Here is a 14,089-nt window from a genome sequence, read left to right as displayed (position 1 = left end):
ATGTTCGGGTTCCCGAGTTTTGCCGCCCTCCGGTCCTGCGTGACCCAATCCTGGTCGCCCGAGATCGGAGATCCCGAGATCACCGGCTGGCTGACGGTGATCTTCTACCTTCTTTGTTTCTTCCTGGCGGTTCGGGTGCTGATGCTCCGTCCAAGGGGCGCGGCGATCGCGCTTTGGGCGGTGATTGCCCCCATCACGGGCTTTCTCGCGATCAACAAGCAGCTCGATCTGCAAAGCGCGCTGACCGCTACGGGCCGATGCGTTGCGCAGGCGCAGGGATGGTACGAATCCCGCGCGCTGGTTCAGGTCGCCTTCATCGCGATACTGATGCTGGCAGCGATCTGCTTCCTGATGATAGGATTGCGCATCCTGCGCGGTCACCTGCGAACGAATGGCGTGGCCCTCTTGGGGCTGGCCATCCTTTGCGGCTATGTGCTGGTGCGTGCGGTGGGTTTCCATCACATCGACTCTCTCATCAGCATGAATGTCGCCAAGATCAGGTTCAACTTCCTGTTCGAGAACCTCGGGCTTCTGCTGATCGACCTGAACGCCATCTTCCTGTTGAGGCGGGGCAGGGTCCTGCCCCGCCGCGCAGGTGTCAGACCGTCTCGGCCATGAATTCGCGAACGTCGGTCAGGTGTCCCTTGATGCCTGCCGCGGCAGCCATCACGGGCGACATCAGATGCGTGCGGCCACCGCGACCCATCCGGCCCTCGAAGTTGCGGTTCGAGGTTGCCGCGCAGCGCTCACCCGGCGCGAGCTGGTCCGGGTTCATGCCAAGGCACATCGAGCAGCCCGCAAGGCGCCATTCGAAACCCGCATCGGTGAAGATCTTGTCGAGCCCCTCTTCCTCGGCCTGAAGACGCACGAGCCCCGAGCCCGGAACGACCATGCCGCGAACGCCCTCGGCCAGCTTCTGGCCCTTGAGGATGCCTGCAGCGGCCCGCAGATCTTCGATCCGGCCATTGGTGCAAGAGCCGATGAAGACCGCGTCGATCTTGATTTCATCAAGCGGCGTGCCCGGTTTCAGGCCCATATAATCCAGCGAGCGGCGCGCGGCTTCGACCTTGCCGCCTTCGAAATCTTCCGGGGCAGGGACCTTGTCGGTGATCGCCAGAACATCTTCGGGCGATGTGCCCCAGGTCACGACCGGGGCGATGTCCTCGCCGCGAATGGTGATGACCTTGTCCCAATGCGCACCCTCATCGGTGAAAAGCGTCTTCCACCAGGTGACGGCGGCCTCCCAGGCGGCGCCTTTCGGCGCATGCGGCCGACCCTTGCAATATTCGAAGGTCTTTTCGTCCGGAGCGATCAGGCCGGCACGCGCGCCACCTTCGATCGCCATGTTGCAGACGGTCATGCGGCCTTCCATCGACAGGTCGCGGATTGCCTCGCCGCAATATTCGATGACATAGCCGGTGCCGCCGGCGGTGCCGGTCTTGCCGATGACCGCCAGCGTGATGTCCTTGGCCGTGACCCCCGGCAGAAGCTTGCCGGTGATCTCGACCTTCATGTTCCTGGATTTCTTCTGGATCAGCGTCTGCGTGGCCAGAACATGTTCGACCTCGGAGGTGCCGATGCCATGCGCAAGCGCGCCGAAAGCGCCGTGGGTCGCGGTGTGGCTGTCGCCGCAGACCACGGTCATGCCGGGCAGCGTCCAGCCCTGTTCCGGTCCGACGATATGGACGATGCCCTGCCGGACATCGGACATTGGGTAGTAGTTCAGCCCGAATTCCCGCGCGTTCTTGTCCAGTTCCGCGACCTGGATGCGGCCCTCGGGGTTCTCGATGCCCTGCACGCGATCGGCGGTGGTGGGCACGTTGTGATCCGGCACGGCGATGGTCTGGTCGGGGCGACGGACCTTGCGGCCGGTCATGCGCAGGCCCTCGAAGGCCTGGGGCGAGGTGACCTCGTGGACCAGGTGGCGGTCGATATAAAGGACGCAGGTGCCGTCCTCGGAACGGTCGACCACATGCGCGTCGAAGATCTTGTCATAAAGCGTGCGGGGTGCGCCCGCATTGGTATTGCCGGTCATGGCTGTCTCTTTCCGAAAGAGTAGCTGGGAAGTAGCGGGAATGGGTGCCGCGATCCGCGGCGAGGCGCAGGAAAAGCGCCGGCCACCGTCAAAGTCGCGCAGTGACGGAAAGGCTTTCGCCGTAGAACCGCCCCGGCAGGCGGGCGCGGTCATGGATATCGAAATAGACGAATCCTCGCATGGCAAGCCTTTTACGACGGTTTGCCGCTTCAGGCAATATCGGCGCACGAGGCTGTTAATTTCCTTTCCGCACGCAGCGTCTACGGTGGTCGAAAAAGCCTTGGAGGTTGAGGAATGATGATTCGCGTTGCCATGCGTGCCATGCCATTGCTGTTGGTCGCTTTTTTCGCCCTGAGCGTGCTTGTCCTGGACGGCGCGGATGATCGGTCGCGGGAAATGGCGCGCGTGAATGCGCATCGACTTGCCTGGGCCGAGCATCAGGTCAAGTGCCCGGAGGCTTGGGAAAATCTGCCCATTTCGGCCTGTACGCTGGGGAATGCTCCAATAAATCCGTCCCCGGCTCATTGAGCAGAACGCATTTCATGCTACATTATAAGTGCCCTGCGCCGGGGGTTGTCGGCGCGATGACCGGAGGATGAACCCCTGTCCAATACCGCTTCGCCGGCCTCTGTGCCGGCTGCGCCCACCGCGGGCTCTGAGTTGACCAGCGATCAGCTCCTTGACCGCATTCTGACTTCGCTTGACGATGACAAAGCCGAAGAGGTCGTGACCATCGACCTGCGCGGCCGTTCGGCCATGGCCGATCACATGGTGATCGCCTCGGGTCGTTCTTCCCGTCAGGTTGCCGCGATCGCCGAAAAGCTTGTCCAGCGTCTGAAGGAACAGACCGGTCGAAATGCCCGCATCGAGGGCAAGGATACCGGCGATTGGGTGCTGATCGACACGGATGACGTGATCGTGCATGTGTTCCGCCCCGAAGTGCGCGAGTTTTACCAGCTCGAAAAGATGTGGATGCCGGCGGATGCGTTGCGTTCGGCCACGCTTGAGCGCATGCGCGCGGATCACGCGGCCGAAGAGGCCCGCCGGAACCCGAACTGATCCGGGCCTGAAACATGCGTATGGTCATTGCCGCGGTCGGGCGGCTGCGGCAGGGACCCGAGGCGAAGCTGATCGCCGATTACCTTGACCGTCACGCCAAGGCTGGTCGTCCCTTGGGGTTGCCCCCCGTCACGATCACCGAAGTAGAGGACAAGCGTGGCGGCGGTATGGCTACCGAAGCGCCGCTGCTTGAGCGCGCGATCCCGGATGGGGCGGCGGTCGTCATCATGGATGAGCGTGGCCAGATGCTGTCATCGCCCGAGTTCTCCCAGAAAATTGCCGGATTTCGCGATCAGGCCCGGGACATCGCCTTCGTGATCGGAGGCGCGGACGGGATCGACCCCGCCTTGCGTGCCCGCGCCGATCTCGCGATCAGCTTCGGGCGCATGGTCTGGCCGCATATGCTGGTCCGCGTCATGTTGGCCGAACAGATCTACCGCGCAACCACCATCCTGGCCGGAAGCCCTTACCACCGGGTCTGAAGCCCTCAGGGGCAGGGTTCTTCCCAATTGTCGATGATCGCCACGGCTTCCTCGGCCGTCTCGACGAAGCTGACCAGGTCCAGATCCTCGGCGCTGATCGTGCCGGCATCCGCCAGGGCTTCCCAGTTGATGATCTTCTGCCAGAATTCGGTGCCGAACAGGATGAAGGGCACGCGCCGCATCCGCCCGGTCTGGATCAGGGTCAGGGCCTCGAACATCTCGTCGAGCGTGCCGAAGCCGCCGGGGAAGATCGTCACGGCTTTCGCGCGCATCAGGAAGTGCATCTTCCGAACCGCGAAATAGTGGAAATTGAAGCACAGGTCAGGCGTGACATATTCGTTCGGCGCCTGTTCGTGCGGCAGCACGATCGACAGGCCGATCGAGGTGCCGCCCGCTTCATGGGCCCCCAGGTTTCCGGCCTCCATCACGCCGGGGCCGCCCCCGGTGCAGATGACGTTTTCCGCGCCATAGCTTTCCAGGCTGCGCTCGGTCATCAGGCGAGCGAACTTCCGCGCTTCCTCGTAATAGCGCGACAACTCGGCCAGAACCGGCGTGCGGGCCGTTTCCCGCAGTTCGGGGGCGGGAATCCGCGCTCCGCCGAAAAGCACGATGGTCGAACGAATGCCGCGTGCATCCATGATCATCTGGGGCTTCAACAGTTCGAGCTGCAGGCGGACCGGGCGCAGTTCATCGCGCAGCAGGAATTCCTGATCGGTGAAGGCCAGACGGTAGGCGGGCGCGCGCGTCTGCGGCGTGTCGGGAAGGCGGCGGGCTGCCACGGCGTCTTGCTGGCTGTCGCGGATGGGGTGGTTGCGCTCGTCTTCTTCGATCATCGAAACCTCTGGGGCGGGGTTTGCGCGGATTGCGCCGCCGCACCCCCCCGGTCTATAGCCCTTGCAAACCAGTTACCACCCGAGTTCCAGCAAAAGAGAGACGCCATGTCGAACGCCCAGCTTGAAGCCGCCATCGAATCCGCCTGGGAAATCCGTGATCAGATCACCCCCGCGACGACCGGCGAATCCCGCGAAGCCGTCGAGGCCACGCTGGAGGCGCTGGACAAGGGCAACCTGCGCGTCGCCGAGAAGCGCGGCGCCGACTGGCATGTGAACCAATGGGCGAAAAAAGCCGTGCTGCTGGGCTTCCGCCTGAAGGACATGGAGATCCATGCCGGCGGCCCGCAGAACGGCGGCTGGTGGGACAAGGTCGACAGCAAGTTCGCCGGCTGGGGCGAGAACCGCTGGCGCGAGGCGGGCTTCCGCGCCGTGCCGAACGCCGTGGTGCGCAAATCGGCCTATATCGCCAAGGGCGTGGTCCTGATGCCGTCCTTCGTGAACCTCGGCGCCTATGTCGATGAGGGCACCATGGTCGATACCTGGGCCACCGTCGGCTCCTGCGCGCAGATCGGCAAGAACGTCCACCTCTCGGGCGGGGTCGGCATCGGCGGCGTGCTGGAGCCGATGCAGGCCGGCCCGACCATCATCGAGGACAATTGCTTCATCGGCGCGCGTTCCGAGGTCGTCGAGGGCTGCATCGTGCGCGAGGGCTCGGTTCTGGGCATGGGCGTCTTCATCGGCAAGTCGACCAAGATCGTCGATCGCGAGACCGGCGAGATCATGTATGGCGAGGTTCCGGCCGGTTCGGTCGTGGTCGCGGGGTCGCTGCCCTCGAAGAATGGCGTGAACCTTTACTGCGCGGTGATCGTCAAGCGCGTGGACGCCCAGACCCGCTCGAAAACTTCGATCAACGAGCTGCTGCGCGACTGATCCGAGCGTATGAACCTTGATGGGGGTGTCTGCGTTGAAGCCGCAGGCACCCTTTTCAAGGAGAGACGCATGGAAGGCTTGGGCTGGATCGCCGCCATCATCGTGGGCGGTTTCGCAGGCTGGATCGCCAGCAATATCATGAAGGCGGATACCGGGATTTTCCTGAACGTGATCCTGGGGATCGTAGGCGCGGTCGTGGGCAATGCGATCCTGGGTATCGTCGGGATGAATGCCGAGGCCGGTAGCTGGATCGCCCAGGGGCTTGTCGGTTTGCTCGGCGCGGTCATCCTGATCTGGCTATATCGCGCGGTTGCAGGCTAGGCATACGGGGGGCGGTTTCGCCCCCTTTTTTCATGCCGTGAAGTCGGCCGTCCTAGCCCCCGTGATCCGGATCAACTCGCCCGGAGCGATCGAGAACAGGTGTCTCGGCGTTCCGGCAGCGGCCCAGACCTTGTCGAATTGCGAGAGGCGAGGGTCGATATAGGCCTCGATCCCTTGCAGATGTCCGACCGGGGCAACGCCGCCGATCGCAAACCCGGTTTCGGCACGGATCAACGCCGCATCCGCCTTGCCCAGGGGCTGTCCAGCAACAGCGGCGGCTTTCCCCGCATCCACCCGGTTTCCGCCAGCCGTCAGGAACAGCACGGCATGGCCAGTCAATTCGCCACGAAAGATGATCGACTTGGCGATCTGGTCTACCTCGCATCCCACCACCTCGGCGGCACCCATGGCGGTGCGGGCACGGTCGTCGGTTTCGCGGATCTCGGTCGAGGCTCCGGCGGCTTCCAAAGCCGCCCGAACCCGTGCAAGGCTTTTGCTCATTGTCTCTCTCCGGTGTTTCGGGGATATGACCGCAAACCGGATCAAGGGGAAAGCCATGGCGCAGCAGGTCTATACACTTCTGGTCGAGGTTGGCCGGGCCCAGGATGACGGCCTGCCCGGCGATGCCACGGGCGCAGCGCTTGTCTGCTATGCATCCGGCAAGGATGAGGACGAGGCGGTGCGCGAAACCGTCGCCATTCTCAAGCAGGCCGGGCTAGCGCCGATCGAGGTGACGGGGCACGGCACGATCGAGGAACGCCTTGCCGAAGGCCACGAGATTGCGGGCGAAGAACGCGCGCTGATGGATCGCGCCCTTGCCGAGAACGCGGTGATCGTCGCCCAGATGGAACCGCTTTACGGTGACGAGGACGAAGCCGAAGACGGGGCCTGATCCAGCCCTATCCAGCCGTGCTTCGCTGGGCTAGACTTGTTGCAACCAGAACAAGAGCACGGAACGGACAGGCAGATGACAGGACGGTATTTCCGAATTGCGACCGCAACCATTCTGGTTTGCGCACTTGCAAGCTGCGGCGCAACGAGCCGTTCGCCCGGCGCATCAGGCGGCAATTTCAGCGGCTTGCCAACGTCGGGCGGGCAGGGCTCCGAAGCGGGCTTTCAGAACTGGGTCGCAAGTTTCCGGCCGCGCGCGATTTCGGCGGGTGTGTCGCCCCAGGTTTTCGACAGCGCGATGGCGGGGGCCCATTTCCAGCCCAGCATCGTCGCGTTGGATCGCCGCCAAAGCGAATTCAGCAAGCCGATCTGGGAATATCTCGACGGCGCCGTCGGGGGCAGCCGCATATCGACCGGTCGGCAAATGGCATCGCGCTATTCCGGCACGCTGTCCTCGATCGAGGCGCGCTATGGCGTCCCGCGCGAGATCGTCCTGGCGGTCTGGGGGATGGAATCGAATTACGGCGCGAACCGCGGCAGCACGCAGATCGTCCCCGCTTTGGCGACACTCGCCTATGATGGGCGAAGGGGCGAGTTCTTCGCGGGCGAGCTTGTAAGCGCGCTGCGCATCCTGCAGGCAGGCGATGTCGACAATTCCCACATGGTCGGAAGCTGGGCAGGCGCCATGGGACATACCCAGTTCATGCCGTCATCCTTCCTGAGCCATGCGGTCGATTTCAACCGCGACGGACGGCGCGATATCTGGTCGAACGACCCGACCGATGCGCTGGCCTCGACCGCCTCATATCTGCGCGAAAACGGCTGGCGTCCCGGACTTCCATGGGGGACCGAGGTTGTCTTGCCTCAGGGTTTCGATTTCAATCAGGTCGGAAAGTCTGTGGTCAAATCGGGCAGCCAATGGATGGCAATGGGCGTTCGCGCGATGAACGGCGGGAATGTTCCTTCGGGCGCGATCCTTGCCCCCGCAGGGGCGCGTGGGCCAGCCTTCCTGATCACGGAAAACTTCCGCGCGATCCTGAAATACAACGCCTCTGACAGCTACGCGCTGGCGGTTGCCTATCTGGGCGATGCGATCGCCGGCCGTTCCGGCATCCGGGGAAGTTGGCCGCGCGGCGACCGGACCCTTTCGAACAGTGAAAAGGCTGAAATTCAACGCCTTCTGATGGCGCGCGGCTTCGATACGGGCGGCGTTGACGGCAAGCTGGGCAGCAAGTCGGTCGAGGCGGTGAAAGCCTATCAGCGTTCGCGCGGGCTCGTACCCGACGGTTATGCTGACAGCAACCTCTTGAACATGCTGCGAAGCTGAATCAGACGCGCACGCCAGCGAGCGGGCGGTGATCATCGCCCGCCAATTTTCTAATTGCTCCACCATCGGGCGGCTCGCCCGAAAAAATGGCACATCCACAGGCAGGATGAAACGCGTCGTTTCGCAACTGCCCTTGATCTTGGCAAAACTACCGACTCGCTGACCTCATCGTTTCAGCCGCCATGCGGCATAACAACGAGAGGGGAAAACAGGGATGAAGTTCTACAGTAGCGCCATGGCCGCCATCCTGATGTCGGCAAGCCTTGCGGGTGGCGCCTGGGCTCAGGAAGACACGATCAAGATCGGCGTGCTGCATTCGTTGTCGGGCACCATGGCGATCTCGGAAACCACGCTCAAGGACACGGTCCTGATGATGGTCGAGCAGCAGAACGCCAAGGGTGGCGTCTTGGGCAAGAAGATCGAGGCCGTCGTCGTCGACCCCGCCTCCGACTGGCCGCTTTTCGCCGAAAAGGCGCGCGAGCTGATCTCGGTCAACGATGTCGATGCGATCTTCGGTTGCTGGACCTCGGTCAGCCGCAAGTCGGTCCTGCCGGTCATCGAGGAATTGAACGGCCTGCTTTTCTATCCGGTCCAGTATGAGGGCGAGGAAAGCTCGAAAAACGTGATCTATACCGGCGCTGCGCCGAACCAGCAGGCGATCCCGGCTGTCGACTACATGATGGACGAACTGGGCGTCGAGAAATGGGCGCTTCTGGGCACCGATTACGTCTATCCCCGCACGACGAACAACATACTTGATGCTTATCTCAAGGGCAAGGGCGTGGCAGAAGGCGATATCTTCGTGAACTACACGCCCTTCGGCCATTCGGATTGGTCGAAGATCGTGGCCGATGTCGTGGCGCTGGGCGCCGACGGCAAGAAGGTCGGCGTCGTCTCGACCATCAACGGCGACGCGAATATAGGCTTCTACAAGGAGCTTGCCGCTGCCGGCGTTTCGGCTGACGACATTCCGGTCATGGCGTTTTCTGTCGGGGAAGAGGAACTGGCCGGGCTTGATACGACCAACCTCGTCGGCCACCTGGCGGCCTGGAACTATTTCGAATCCGCAGACTCGGCCGAGAACAAGGCCTTCATCGAAGAATGGCACAAGTTCACCGAGAACGAAAAGCGCGTGACCAACGACCCGATGGAAGCCACCATGATCGGCTTCAATGCATGGGTCGCGGCGGTCGAAAAGGCCGGCAGCACCGACACGGATGCCGTTCTTGATGCGATCGTCGGCGTCAAGGTTCCGAACCTGACCGGCGGCACGGCCGAGGTTCTGCCGAACCACCACCTCACCAAGCCCGTGCTGATCGGCGAAATCCGCGCCGATGGCCAGTTCGATATCGTGAGCCAGACCGAAGAGGTTGCGGGTGATGCCTGGACCGATTTCCTGCCGGAAAGCGCCAAGCTGGATTCGGATTGGCCCGGCAAGGAATGCGGCATGTGGAATACCGAAACGAACGCCTGCGTCCAGATCAAGTCGAACTACTGAACTGAAGCTGACCGGGGCGGCATTCCCGCCGCCCCCTTCGGCCCTGAGGATTTCATGCGTCATCTTCTGCTTGCCCTGGCCTTCGTTGCCCTGATCCTGCCCTTGGCCGCCCAGGCTCAGTCACAGGATCTTGCTGCGGTCATCACCGAATATCGCGACCAGATAGAAAAGCCGTCGCGCCAGACGGTCGGCCCGGTGGTCGAGGCGATTGCCGCGACCGGTCCGCAAGGCGCCGCGCTGTTGCAGGCCTGGAGTGACCGGATGCTGGGCCTGCGCAAAAGCGATGGCCTGCTTGTCATTGCTGCGTCCAATGGCGATGGGTTGACGCTGACGGATGCCGTGACCGGTGCGGAGCTGGGAGCAGTGCCCGAGGATGAGGTTTCTCTCCTGCGTCCGAACTCGGGTGTGCGCGGCGTCATCTCGGCCGCGCTGGCCGGGAACGCGCTGAGCGATTCCGACCCTAGGCGCAGGGCCGAGGCGCTGGACAGCCTGTCGCGCCGCGCCGATGCTGGCCAGCTCGAGTTGCTGCGCGAGGCGCTGGACGATCCCGATCCGGTGCTCGCGGCGCGCAAGCTACGGCTCGAGCGGCTTCTGACCATTCAATATGATCCGGACCCGGCCGCACGAATCGCTGCGATAGCGGGTTTCGAAGGCGATACCGGGCTGGATTTCCGGGCCAGTCTGAACCCGATCCTGACGACCCGACGCGTCGCGCTGGAAACAGTGCCCGAAAATGCCAATATCGCCCGCGAACTCAGCCCCGGCGGTGCCATCAGCCGCGACGAGGCCTATGCCATGCTGGTTGCCGAGGGGCTTGCCCCGGCACGGCTGACGCCCGATGCGATGCGCGCAACCCTTGCCCAGCACATCGTCAACGGCTCGGTCGGCGGCATCCCCGTGGCGCAGCTCGGCGATCAGGCTTCGCGTGACCGGGCCTATACCGCGCTTGAACAGCAAGGTCTGGTGCAGCCCGCCGCCACCGAAGATGAAGTCGGCGCCATCCTCGACCGTTACCGGTTCCTGGACGTCTATGCCGAGCCGAATGCCGAAGTGACGGATGCCGCCCGCGCCGGTCTGCGCGGCACGCAGACGCGGATCGGAATGATGCAAGCCGCGGACCTGTCGCTGGACGCGCTGTCGCTGGCCTCGATCTATTTCCTGGCCGCGATCGGCCTTGCCGTCACCTTCGGGGTGATGGGGGTCATCAACATGGCCCATGGCGAGTTCATCATGATGGGCGCCTATACCGGCTATGTCGTGCAGCAGTTCATCACCAACAAGACCATGTCGCTGATCGTCGCGCTGCCCCTTGCCTTCATCGTGACCTTTGCGGCGGGCGTCGCGCTCGAGCGGCTGGTGATCCGTCATCTTTACAAGCGGCCTCTGGAAACGCTGCTCGCGACATTTGGCGTGTCGATCGCGCTGCAGCAGCTTGCCAAGAACATCTTCGGCACGCAGGCCCGCCCGCTGACCTCGCCGGGCTGGCTGGACGGGGCGCTGACCATCAACGATGTCGTGTCGATCAGCTATATCCGCATCGCGATCTTCGTGCTGGCGCTGGTGTTCCTGGGGCTTTACCTGTTCATCATGAACCGCACCCGGCTGGGGCTTGAGGTCCGCGCCGTGACGCAAAACCCGTCCATGGCGGCCAGCATGGGGATCAGCCCCGACCGCATCAACATGCTGACCTTCGGCCTTGGCTCGGGTATCGCGGGCATCGCCGGCGTGGCGATCGGCCTGTTTGCCAAGGTCACGTCCGAACTGGGTAGCGATTACATCGTGCAAAGCTTCATGACGGTCGTCGTCGGTGGCGTCGGCAATATCTGGGGCACGCTCGCGGGGGCCACGCTGATCGGCTTCCTCCAGAAAGGGATCGAGTGGTTCAACCCGGCCAATACGCTGGCCGCGCAGACCTACATGATCCTGTTCATCATCATCTTCATCCAGTTCCGGCCGCGCGGCATCATCGCTGCCAAGGGCCGGGCTGCGGGGGCCTGACATGCGCAAACCACTTGTCCTGCGTCACCCTTCGATCCTGGTCTTCCTCGCCGTGCTGGCGATCTTCACGGTGGTCGTCACCGCCTTGTCCGCCGGCTATGGATCGGGCGCGATCTCGACCAGCATGGTCAAGACATTGGGCAAGACCCTGTGCCTTGCGCTGGCGGCGGTCGCGATGGACCTGGTCTGGGGCTATGCGGGGATTCTGAGCCTTGGGCAGATGGCCTTTTTCGCCCTTGGCGGCTACATGATCGGCATGTGGCTGATGGTGGCCCGGACCGAGGGAATCGTCGCGGGATCGCTCGCGAACCTGCCCATCCCGCCCACCGAGGCCGAGATTTCGGCGGCCGTCGCCACGCAGATCTTCGGCGTGGTGGGTTCGGATCAGTTCCCGGCGATCTGGGCGGTGTCCGGCTCGCTCTGGGCGCAGCTCGCGCTTGTGGTGCTGGTGCCGGGGATGCTGGCGCTGGTCTTTGGCTGGCTTGCCTTCCGATCGCGCGTGAACGGCGTCTACCTGTCGATCCTCACTCAGGCGATGACGCTGGCCCTCGCGCTCTACCTCTTCCAGAACGATTCCGGGTTGCGCGGGAATAACGGGCTTTCGGGGCTGCAGAACATACCCGGCCTGTCGGACGTCTCGCAGGCCAAGCTGTCGATCTGGTTCCTATGGGCCTCGGCCCTGGCATTGGGACTGGGCTATCTGCTGATCGCCTGGGTCGCCTCGGGCAAGTTTGGCAGCGTCACCCGCGCCATCCGCGATGATGAGGCTCGGGTCCGCTTCCTTGGCTATTCGGTCGAAGGCTACAAGCTGGTGGTCTTTGTCCTCGCGGCGGTCGTGACGGCGATCGCGGGCGCGCTTTACTATCCACAGGCGGGCATCATCAACCCGGCCGAGCTTGCGCCCATCGCCTCGATCTATCTTGCGGTCTGGGTCGCCATCGGAGGGCGCGGGCGACTTTACGGCGCCGCAATCGGTGCTGTCTTTGTTTCCCTGCTGTCCAGCTGGTTCACCGGGGGGCGCGCGCCGGACGTGAACCTGGGCTTCTACACGATCAAGTGGGTCGACTGGTGGCAGGTGCTGCTGGGCCTCAGCTTCGTTCTTGTAACGCTGTTCGCGCCCAAGGGCATTGCCGGGCTGGTCGATCTGTTCGAGGGGCTGCGCACGCCCAAGCGCCGCGGCGCACCGCTGGGGCCTGACATGGGATCACTGCGCGAGAAGGAGGCCGTTGAATGACCGCGCTGCTGGAGGTCAGGGGAATTTCCGTCAGCTTCGACGGGTTTCGCGCGATCAACAACCTGTCCTTTGAAATCGGCGAACGCGAATTGCGCGCGATCATCGGGCCCAATGGCGCGGGCAAGACCACCTTCATGGATATCGTGACCGGAAAGACGCGGCCCGATGACGGGCAGGTCTTGTGGGGTGAACAATCCCGCAGCCTGCTGCGGATGAACGAATCGCAGATCGCCCGCGCGGGCATCGGTCGCAAGTTCCAGCGCCCGACGGTGTTCGAAGACCAAACCGTGGCCGAAAACCTCACCATGGCGCTGAGCGCGCCGCGCGGCCCGTTCAGCGTGCTGCGCTGGCGCCCGTCGTCGGAAAGTGACAGGCGGGTCGTGGAGCTGGCGGCCGAGGTCGGGCTTGCCGATCAACTGTCACGCAAGTCGGGTGAGCTGAGCCATGGCCAGAAGCAATGGCTGGAGATCGGCATGCTGCTGGCGCAGGACCCGCGTCTTTTGCTGGTCGACGAGCCCGCTGCCGGCATGACGCTGGCCGAACGCGAACAGACGACGACCCTGCTGCGTCGCCTGGCCGAAAAGCATGCCGTCGTGGTCGTCGAACATGACATGGAGTTCGTCCGTCGGCTTGAGTGTCGCGTGACGGTGCTGCACGAGGGGGCGGTTCTGGCGGAAGGCAGCCTCGACCATGTCACGGCCAATCCCGAAGTGATCGAAGTCTATCTGGGGCGTGGATAAATGCTGGAAGCGCGCGACATCACACTGCATTACGGCGGCAGCCAGATCCTTTATGGCATCGACCTGATTGCCGAGCCCGGGCAGGTCACCTGTGTCATGGGCAATAACGGCGTAGGCAAGACCAGCCTCTTGAAGGTGCTGTCGGGCAGCCATCCGCGTTCGGGCGGCAGCTTGCGCCTCAACGGCGAGGAACTGGGCCGAGTGAATGCCCAGACCATGGCGCAAAAGGGCGTGGGCTACGTCCCGCAAGGGCGAATGATCTTTCCCTTGCTGACCGTGCGCGAGAATCTCGAGACAGGGTTTTCTGTACTGCCGCGCTCGGATCACATGGTTCCCGAGGAGATCTTCGAGCACTTCCCGGTCCTTGCCGAGATGAGCCACAGGCGCGGGGGTGATCTTTCGGGTGGGCAGCAACAACAGCTGGCCATCGCGCGGGCGCTGATCATGCGGCCAAGGGTGCTGCTGCTGGACGAGCCGACCGAAGGCATCCAGCCCAATATCATCCAGCAGATCGGCAGGGTCATCAAAGGGCTGCGCGACAGGGGCGACATGGCGATCGTGCTGGTCGAACAGTTCTTCGATTTCGCCCATGATCTTGGCGACCGTTTCCTGATGCTGGAACGCGGGCGCCCCGTCATTTCAGGAACGCGTGCCGAGGTCCCGCGCGAGGAGTTGAAGGCGCGACTGGCCGGGTTGGGCGCGGCCGCCTGACCCTCTTTTCGTCGACGGGATTCCCACCCG

The 14,089-nt window shown here is 63.5% G+C and carries 17 protein-coding genes; 14 read left to right on the top strand and 3 right to left on the bottom strand.

Annotated elements, in window-relative coordinates; all coding sequences use genetic code 11:
• Nucleotides 1-618 (top strand): hypothetical protein, encoded by a 618-nt coding sequence (locus RGQ15_RS03225; protein ID WP_311158779.1) that lies wholly within the window; start codon nt 1-3, stop codon nt 616-618.
• Here the strand turns inward: RGQ15_RS03225 and leuC are convergent.
• Entirely contained in the window at nt 599-2,035 is a 1,437-nt protein-coding gene (leuC, locus tag RGQ15_RS03220; RefSeq protein WP_311158778.1) for a 3-isopropylmalate dehydratase large subunit, read from the bottom strand. The two genes, RGQ15_RS03225 and leuC, sit on opposite strands and share 20 nt — an antisense overlap.
• A gap of 40 nt (nt 2,036-2,075) precedes the next feature.
• Between leuC and RGQ15_RS03215 the strand changes: the two genes are divergently transcribed.
• From RGQ15_RS03215 to rlmH, 4 genes are all read left to right on the top strand, one after another.
• Nucleotides 2,076-2,333: a hypothetical protein gene (locus tag RGQ15_RS03215; protein WP_311158777.1), complete on the top strand. Its 258-nt coding sequence runs from the start codon at nt 2,076-2,078 to the stop codon at nt 2,331-2,333.
• Nucleotides 2,330-2,563 (top strand): hypothetical protein, encoded by a 234-nt coding sequence (locus RGQ15_RS03210; RefSeq protein WP_311158776.1) that lies wholly within the window; start codon nt 2,330-2,332, stop codon nt 2,561-2,563. The genes RGQ15_RS03215 and RGQ15_RS03210 overlap by 4 nt, the downstream gene beginning before the upstream one ends.
• Before the next feature lie 132 nt (nt 2,564-2,695).
• Nucleotides 2,696-3,094 carry a ribosome silencing factor gene (gene rsfS, locus RGQ15_RS03205; RefSeq protein WP_409201297.1) on the top strand — a complete coding sequence of 133 codons (399 nt, stop codon included), beginning with the start codon at nt 2,696-2,698 and terminating at the stop codon, nt 3,092-3,094.
• Nucleotides 3,095-3,108: 14 nt separating this feature from the next.
• Nucleotides 3,109-3,576, top strand: a complete 468-nt coding sequence (gene rlmH / locus RGQ15_RS03200; RefSeq protein ID WP_311158773.1) for a 23S rRNA (pseudouridine(1915)-N(3))-methyltransferase RlmH — start codon at nt 3,109-3,111, stop codon at nt 3,574-3,576.
• Between the two features lie 5 nt (nt 3,577-3,581).
• On the opposite strand, the gene RGQ15_RS03195 is transcribed toward rlmH, so the two are convergent.
• Nucleotides 3,582-4,409: an LOG family protein gene (locus RGQ15_RS03195; protein WP_311158772.1), complete on the bottom strand. Its 828-nt coding sequence runs from the start codon at nt 4,407-4,409 to the stop codon at nt 3,582-3,584.
• Nucleotides 4,410-4,514: 105 nt separating this feature from the next.
• On the opposite strand from RGQ15_RS03195, the gene dapD reads away from it, so the two are divergent.
• Nucleotides 4,515-5,339 carry a 2,3,4,5-tetrahydropyridine-2,6-dicarboxylate N-succinyltransferase gene (gene dapD / locus RGQ15_RS03190; protein ID WP_311158771.1) on the top strand — a complete coding sequence of 275 codons (825 nt, stop codon included), beginning with the start codon at nt 4,515-4,517 and terminating at the stop codon, nt 5,337-5,339.
• 69 nt (nt 5,340-5,408) lie between these two features.
• Nucleotides 5,409-5,660, top strand: coding sequence for a GlsB/YeaQ/YmgE family stress response membrane protein (locus tag RGQ15_RS03185; protein WP_311158770.1), 252 nt, complete (start codon nt 5,409-5,411; stop codon nt 5,658-5,660).
• A gap of 30 nt (nt 5,661-5,690) precedes the next feature.
• Here the strand turns inward: RGQ15_RS03185 and RGQ15_RS03180 are convergent, their stop codons facing one another.
• A complete protein-coding gene (locus RGQ15_RS03180) occupies nt 5,691-6,161 on the bottom strand; it encodes a YbaK/EbsC family protein (RefSeq protein WP_311158769.1) in 471 nt (156 codons plus the stop codon).
• Nucleotides 6,162-6,216: 55 nt separating this feature from the next.
• On the opposite strand from RGQ15_RS03180, the gene RGQ15_RS03175 reads away from it, so the two are divergent.
• From RGQ15_RS03175 to urtE, 7 genes are all read left to right on the top strand, one after another.
• The gene (locus tag RGQ15_RS03175; RefSeq protein WP_311158768.1) at nt 6,217-6,552 is read left to right on the top strand and encodes a hypothetical protein; all 336 of its coding nucleotides are present in this window, start codon (nt 6,217-6,219) and stop codon (nt 6,550-6,552) included.
• 75 nt (nt 6,553-6,627) lie between these two features.
• Nucleotides 6,628-7,878, top strand: a complete 1,251-nt coding sequence (locus RGQ15_RS03170; RefSeq protein ID WP_311158767.1) for a lytic murein transglycosylase — start codon at nt 6,628-6,630, stop codon at nt 7,876-7,878.
• A gap of 214 nt (nt 7,879-8,092) precedes the next feature.
• Nucleotides 8,093-9,376, top strand: coding sequence for an urea ABC transporter substrate-binding protein (gene urtA, locus RGQ15_RS03165; RefSeq protein ID WP_311158766.1), 1,284 nt, complete (start codon nt 8,093-8,095; stop codon nt 9,374-9,376).
• A 54-nt stretch (nt 9,377-9,430) separates the two neighbouring features.
• On the top strand, nt 9,431-11,374 hold the full coding sequence (gene urtB, locus RGQ15_RS03160; RefSeq protein WP_311158765.1) for an urea ABC transporter permease subunit UrtB: 1,944 nt from the start codon (nt 9,431-9,433) through the stop codon (nt 11,372-11,374).
• A 1-nt stretch (nt 11,375) separates the two neighbouring features.
• A complete protein-coding gene (urtC, locus tag RGQ15_RS03155) occupies nt 11,376-12,608 on the top strand; it encodes an urea ABC transporter permease subunit UrtC (protein WP_311158764.1) in 1,233 nt (410 codons plus the stop codon).
• A complete protein-coding gene (gene urtD / locus RGQ15_RS03150) occupies nt 12,605-13,348 on the top strand; it encodes an urea ABC transporter ATP-binding protein UrtD (RefSeq protein ID WP_311158763.1) in 744 nt (247 codons plus the stop codon). Before urtC ends, urtD begins: the two co-directional genes overlap by 4 nt.
• A complete protein-coding gene (urtE, locus tag RGQ15_RS03145) occupies nt 13,349-14,059 on the top strand; it encodes an urea ABC transporter ATP-binding subunit UrtE (RefSeq protein ID WP_311158762.1) in 711 nt (236 codons plus the stop codon). It abuts the gene before it with no gap.
• The last annotated feature ends 30 nt before the right edge of the window (nt 14,060-14,089 follow it).

Source organism: Paracoccus sp. MBLB3053 (assembly GCF_031822435.1).
GTDB lineage: Bacteria > Pseudomonadota > Alphaproteobacteria > Rhodobacterales > Rhodobacteraceae > Paracoccus > Paracoccus aurantius.
The sequence above is the reverse complement of the archived record's forward strand: the minus strand, read 5'-3'. Positions and strand labels throughout refer to the sequence as shown.

Bases quoted from the DNA above. Each gene is read 5' to 3' on its own strand.
- RGQ15_RS03170 (WP_311158767.1), top strand. From the start codon at position 6,628: ATGACAGGACGGTATTTCCGAATTGCGACCGCAACCATTCTGGTTTGC.
- RGQ15_RS03180 (WP_311158769.1), bottom strand. From the start codon at position 6,161: ATGAGCAAAAGCCTTGCACGGGTTCGGGCGGCTTTGGAAGCCGCCGGA.
- urtC (WP_311158764.1), top strand. From the start codon at position 11,376: ATGCGCAAACCACTTGTCCTGCGTCACCCTTCGATCCTGGTCTTCCTC.
- dapD (WP_311158771.1), top strand. From the start codon at position 4,515: ATGTCGAACGCCCAGCTTGAAGCCGCCATCGAATCCGCCTGGGAAATC.
- RGQ15_RS03185 (WP_311158770.1), top strand. From the start codon at position 5,409: ATGGAAGGCTTGGGCTGGATCGCCGCCATCATCGTGGGCGGTTTCGCA.
- urtA (WP_311158766.1), top strand. From the start codon at position 8,093: ATGAAGTTCTACAGTAGCGCCATGGCCGCCATCCTGATGTCGGCAAGC.
- RGQ15_RS03215 (WP_311158777.1), top strand. From the start codon at position 2,076: ATGGGTGCCGCGATCCGCGGCGAGGCGCAGGAAAAGCGCCGGCCACCG.
- urtD (WP_311158763.1), top strand. From the start codon at position 12,605: ATGACCGCGCTGCTGGAGGTCAGGGGAATTTCCGTCAGCTTCGACGGG.
- urtE (WP_311158762.1), top strand. From the start codon at position 13,349: ATGCTGGAAGCGCGCGACATCACACTGCATTACGGCGGCAGCCAGATC.
- rlmH (WP_311158773.1), top strand. From the start codon at position 3,109: ATGCGTATGGTCATTGCCGCGGTCGGGCGGCTGCGGCAGGGACCCGAG.
- urtB (WP_311158765.1), top strand. From the start codon at position 9,431: ATGCGTCATCTTCTGCTTGCCCTGGCCTTCGTTGCCCTGATCCTGCCC.
- RGQ15_RS03195 (WP_311158772.1), bottom strand. From the start codon at position 4,409: ATGATCGAAGAAGACGAGCGCAACCACCCCATCCGCGACAGCCAGCAA.
- RGQ15_RS03175 (WP_311158768.1), top strand. From the start codon at position 6,217: ATGGCGCAGCAGGTCTATACACTTCTGGTCGAGGTTGGCCGGGCCCAG.
- RGQ15_RS03210 (WP_311158776.1), top strand. From the start codon at position 2,330: ATGATGATTCGCGTTGCCATGCGTGCCATGCCATTGCTGTTGGTCGCT.
- leuC (WP_311158778.1), bottom strand. From the start codon at position 2,035: ATGACCGGCAATACCAATGCGGGCGCACCCCGCACGCTTTATGACAAG.
- RGQ15_RS03225 (WP_311158779.1), top strand. From the start codon at position 1: ATGTTCGGGTTCCCGAGTTTTGCCGCCCTCCGGTCCTGCGTGACCCAA.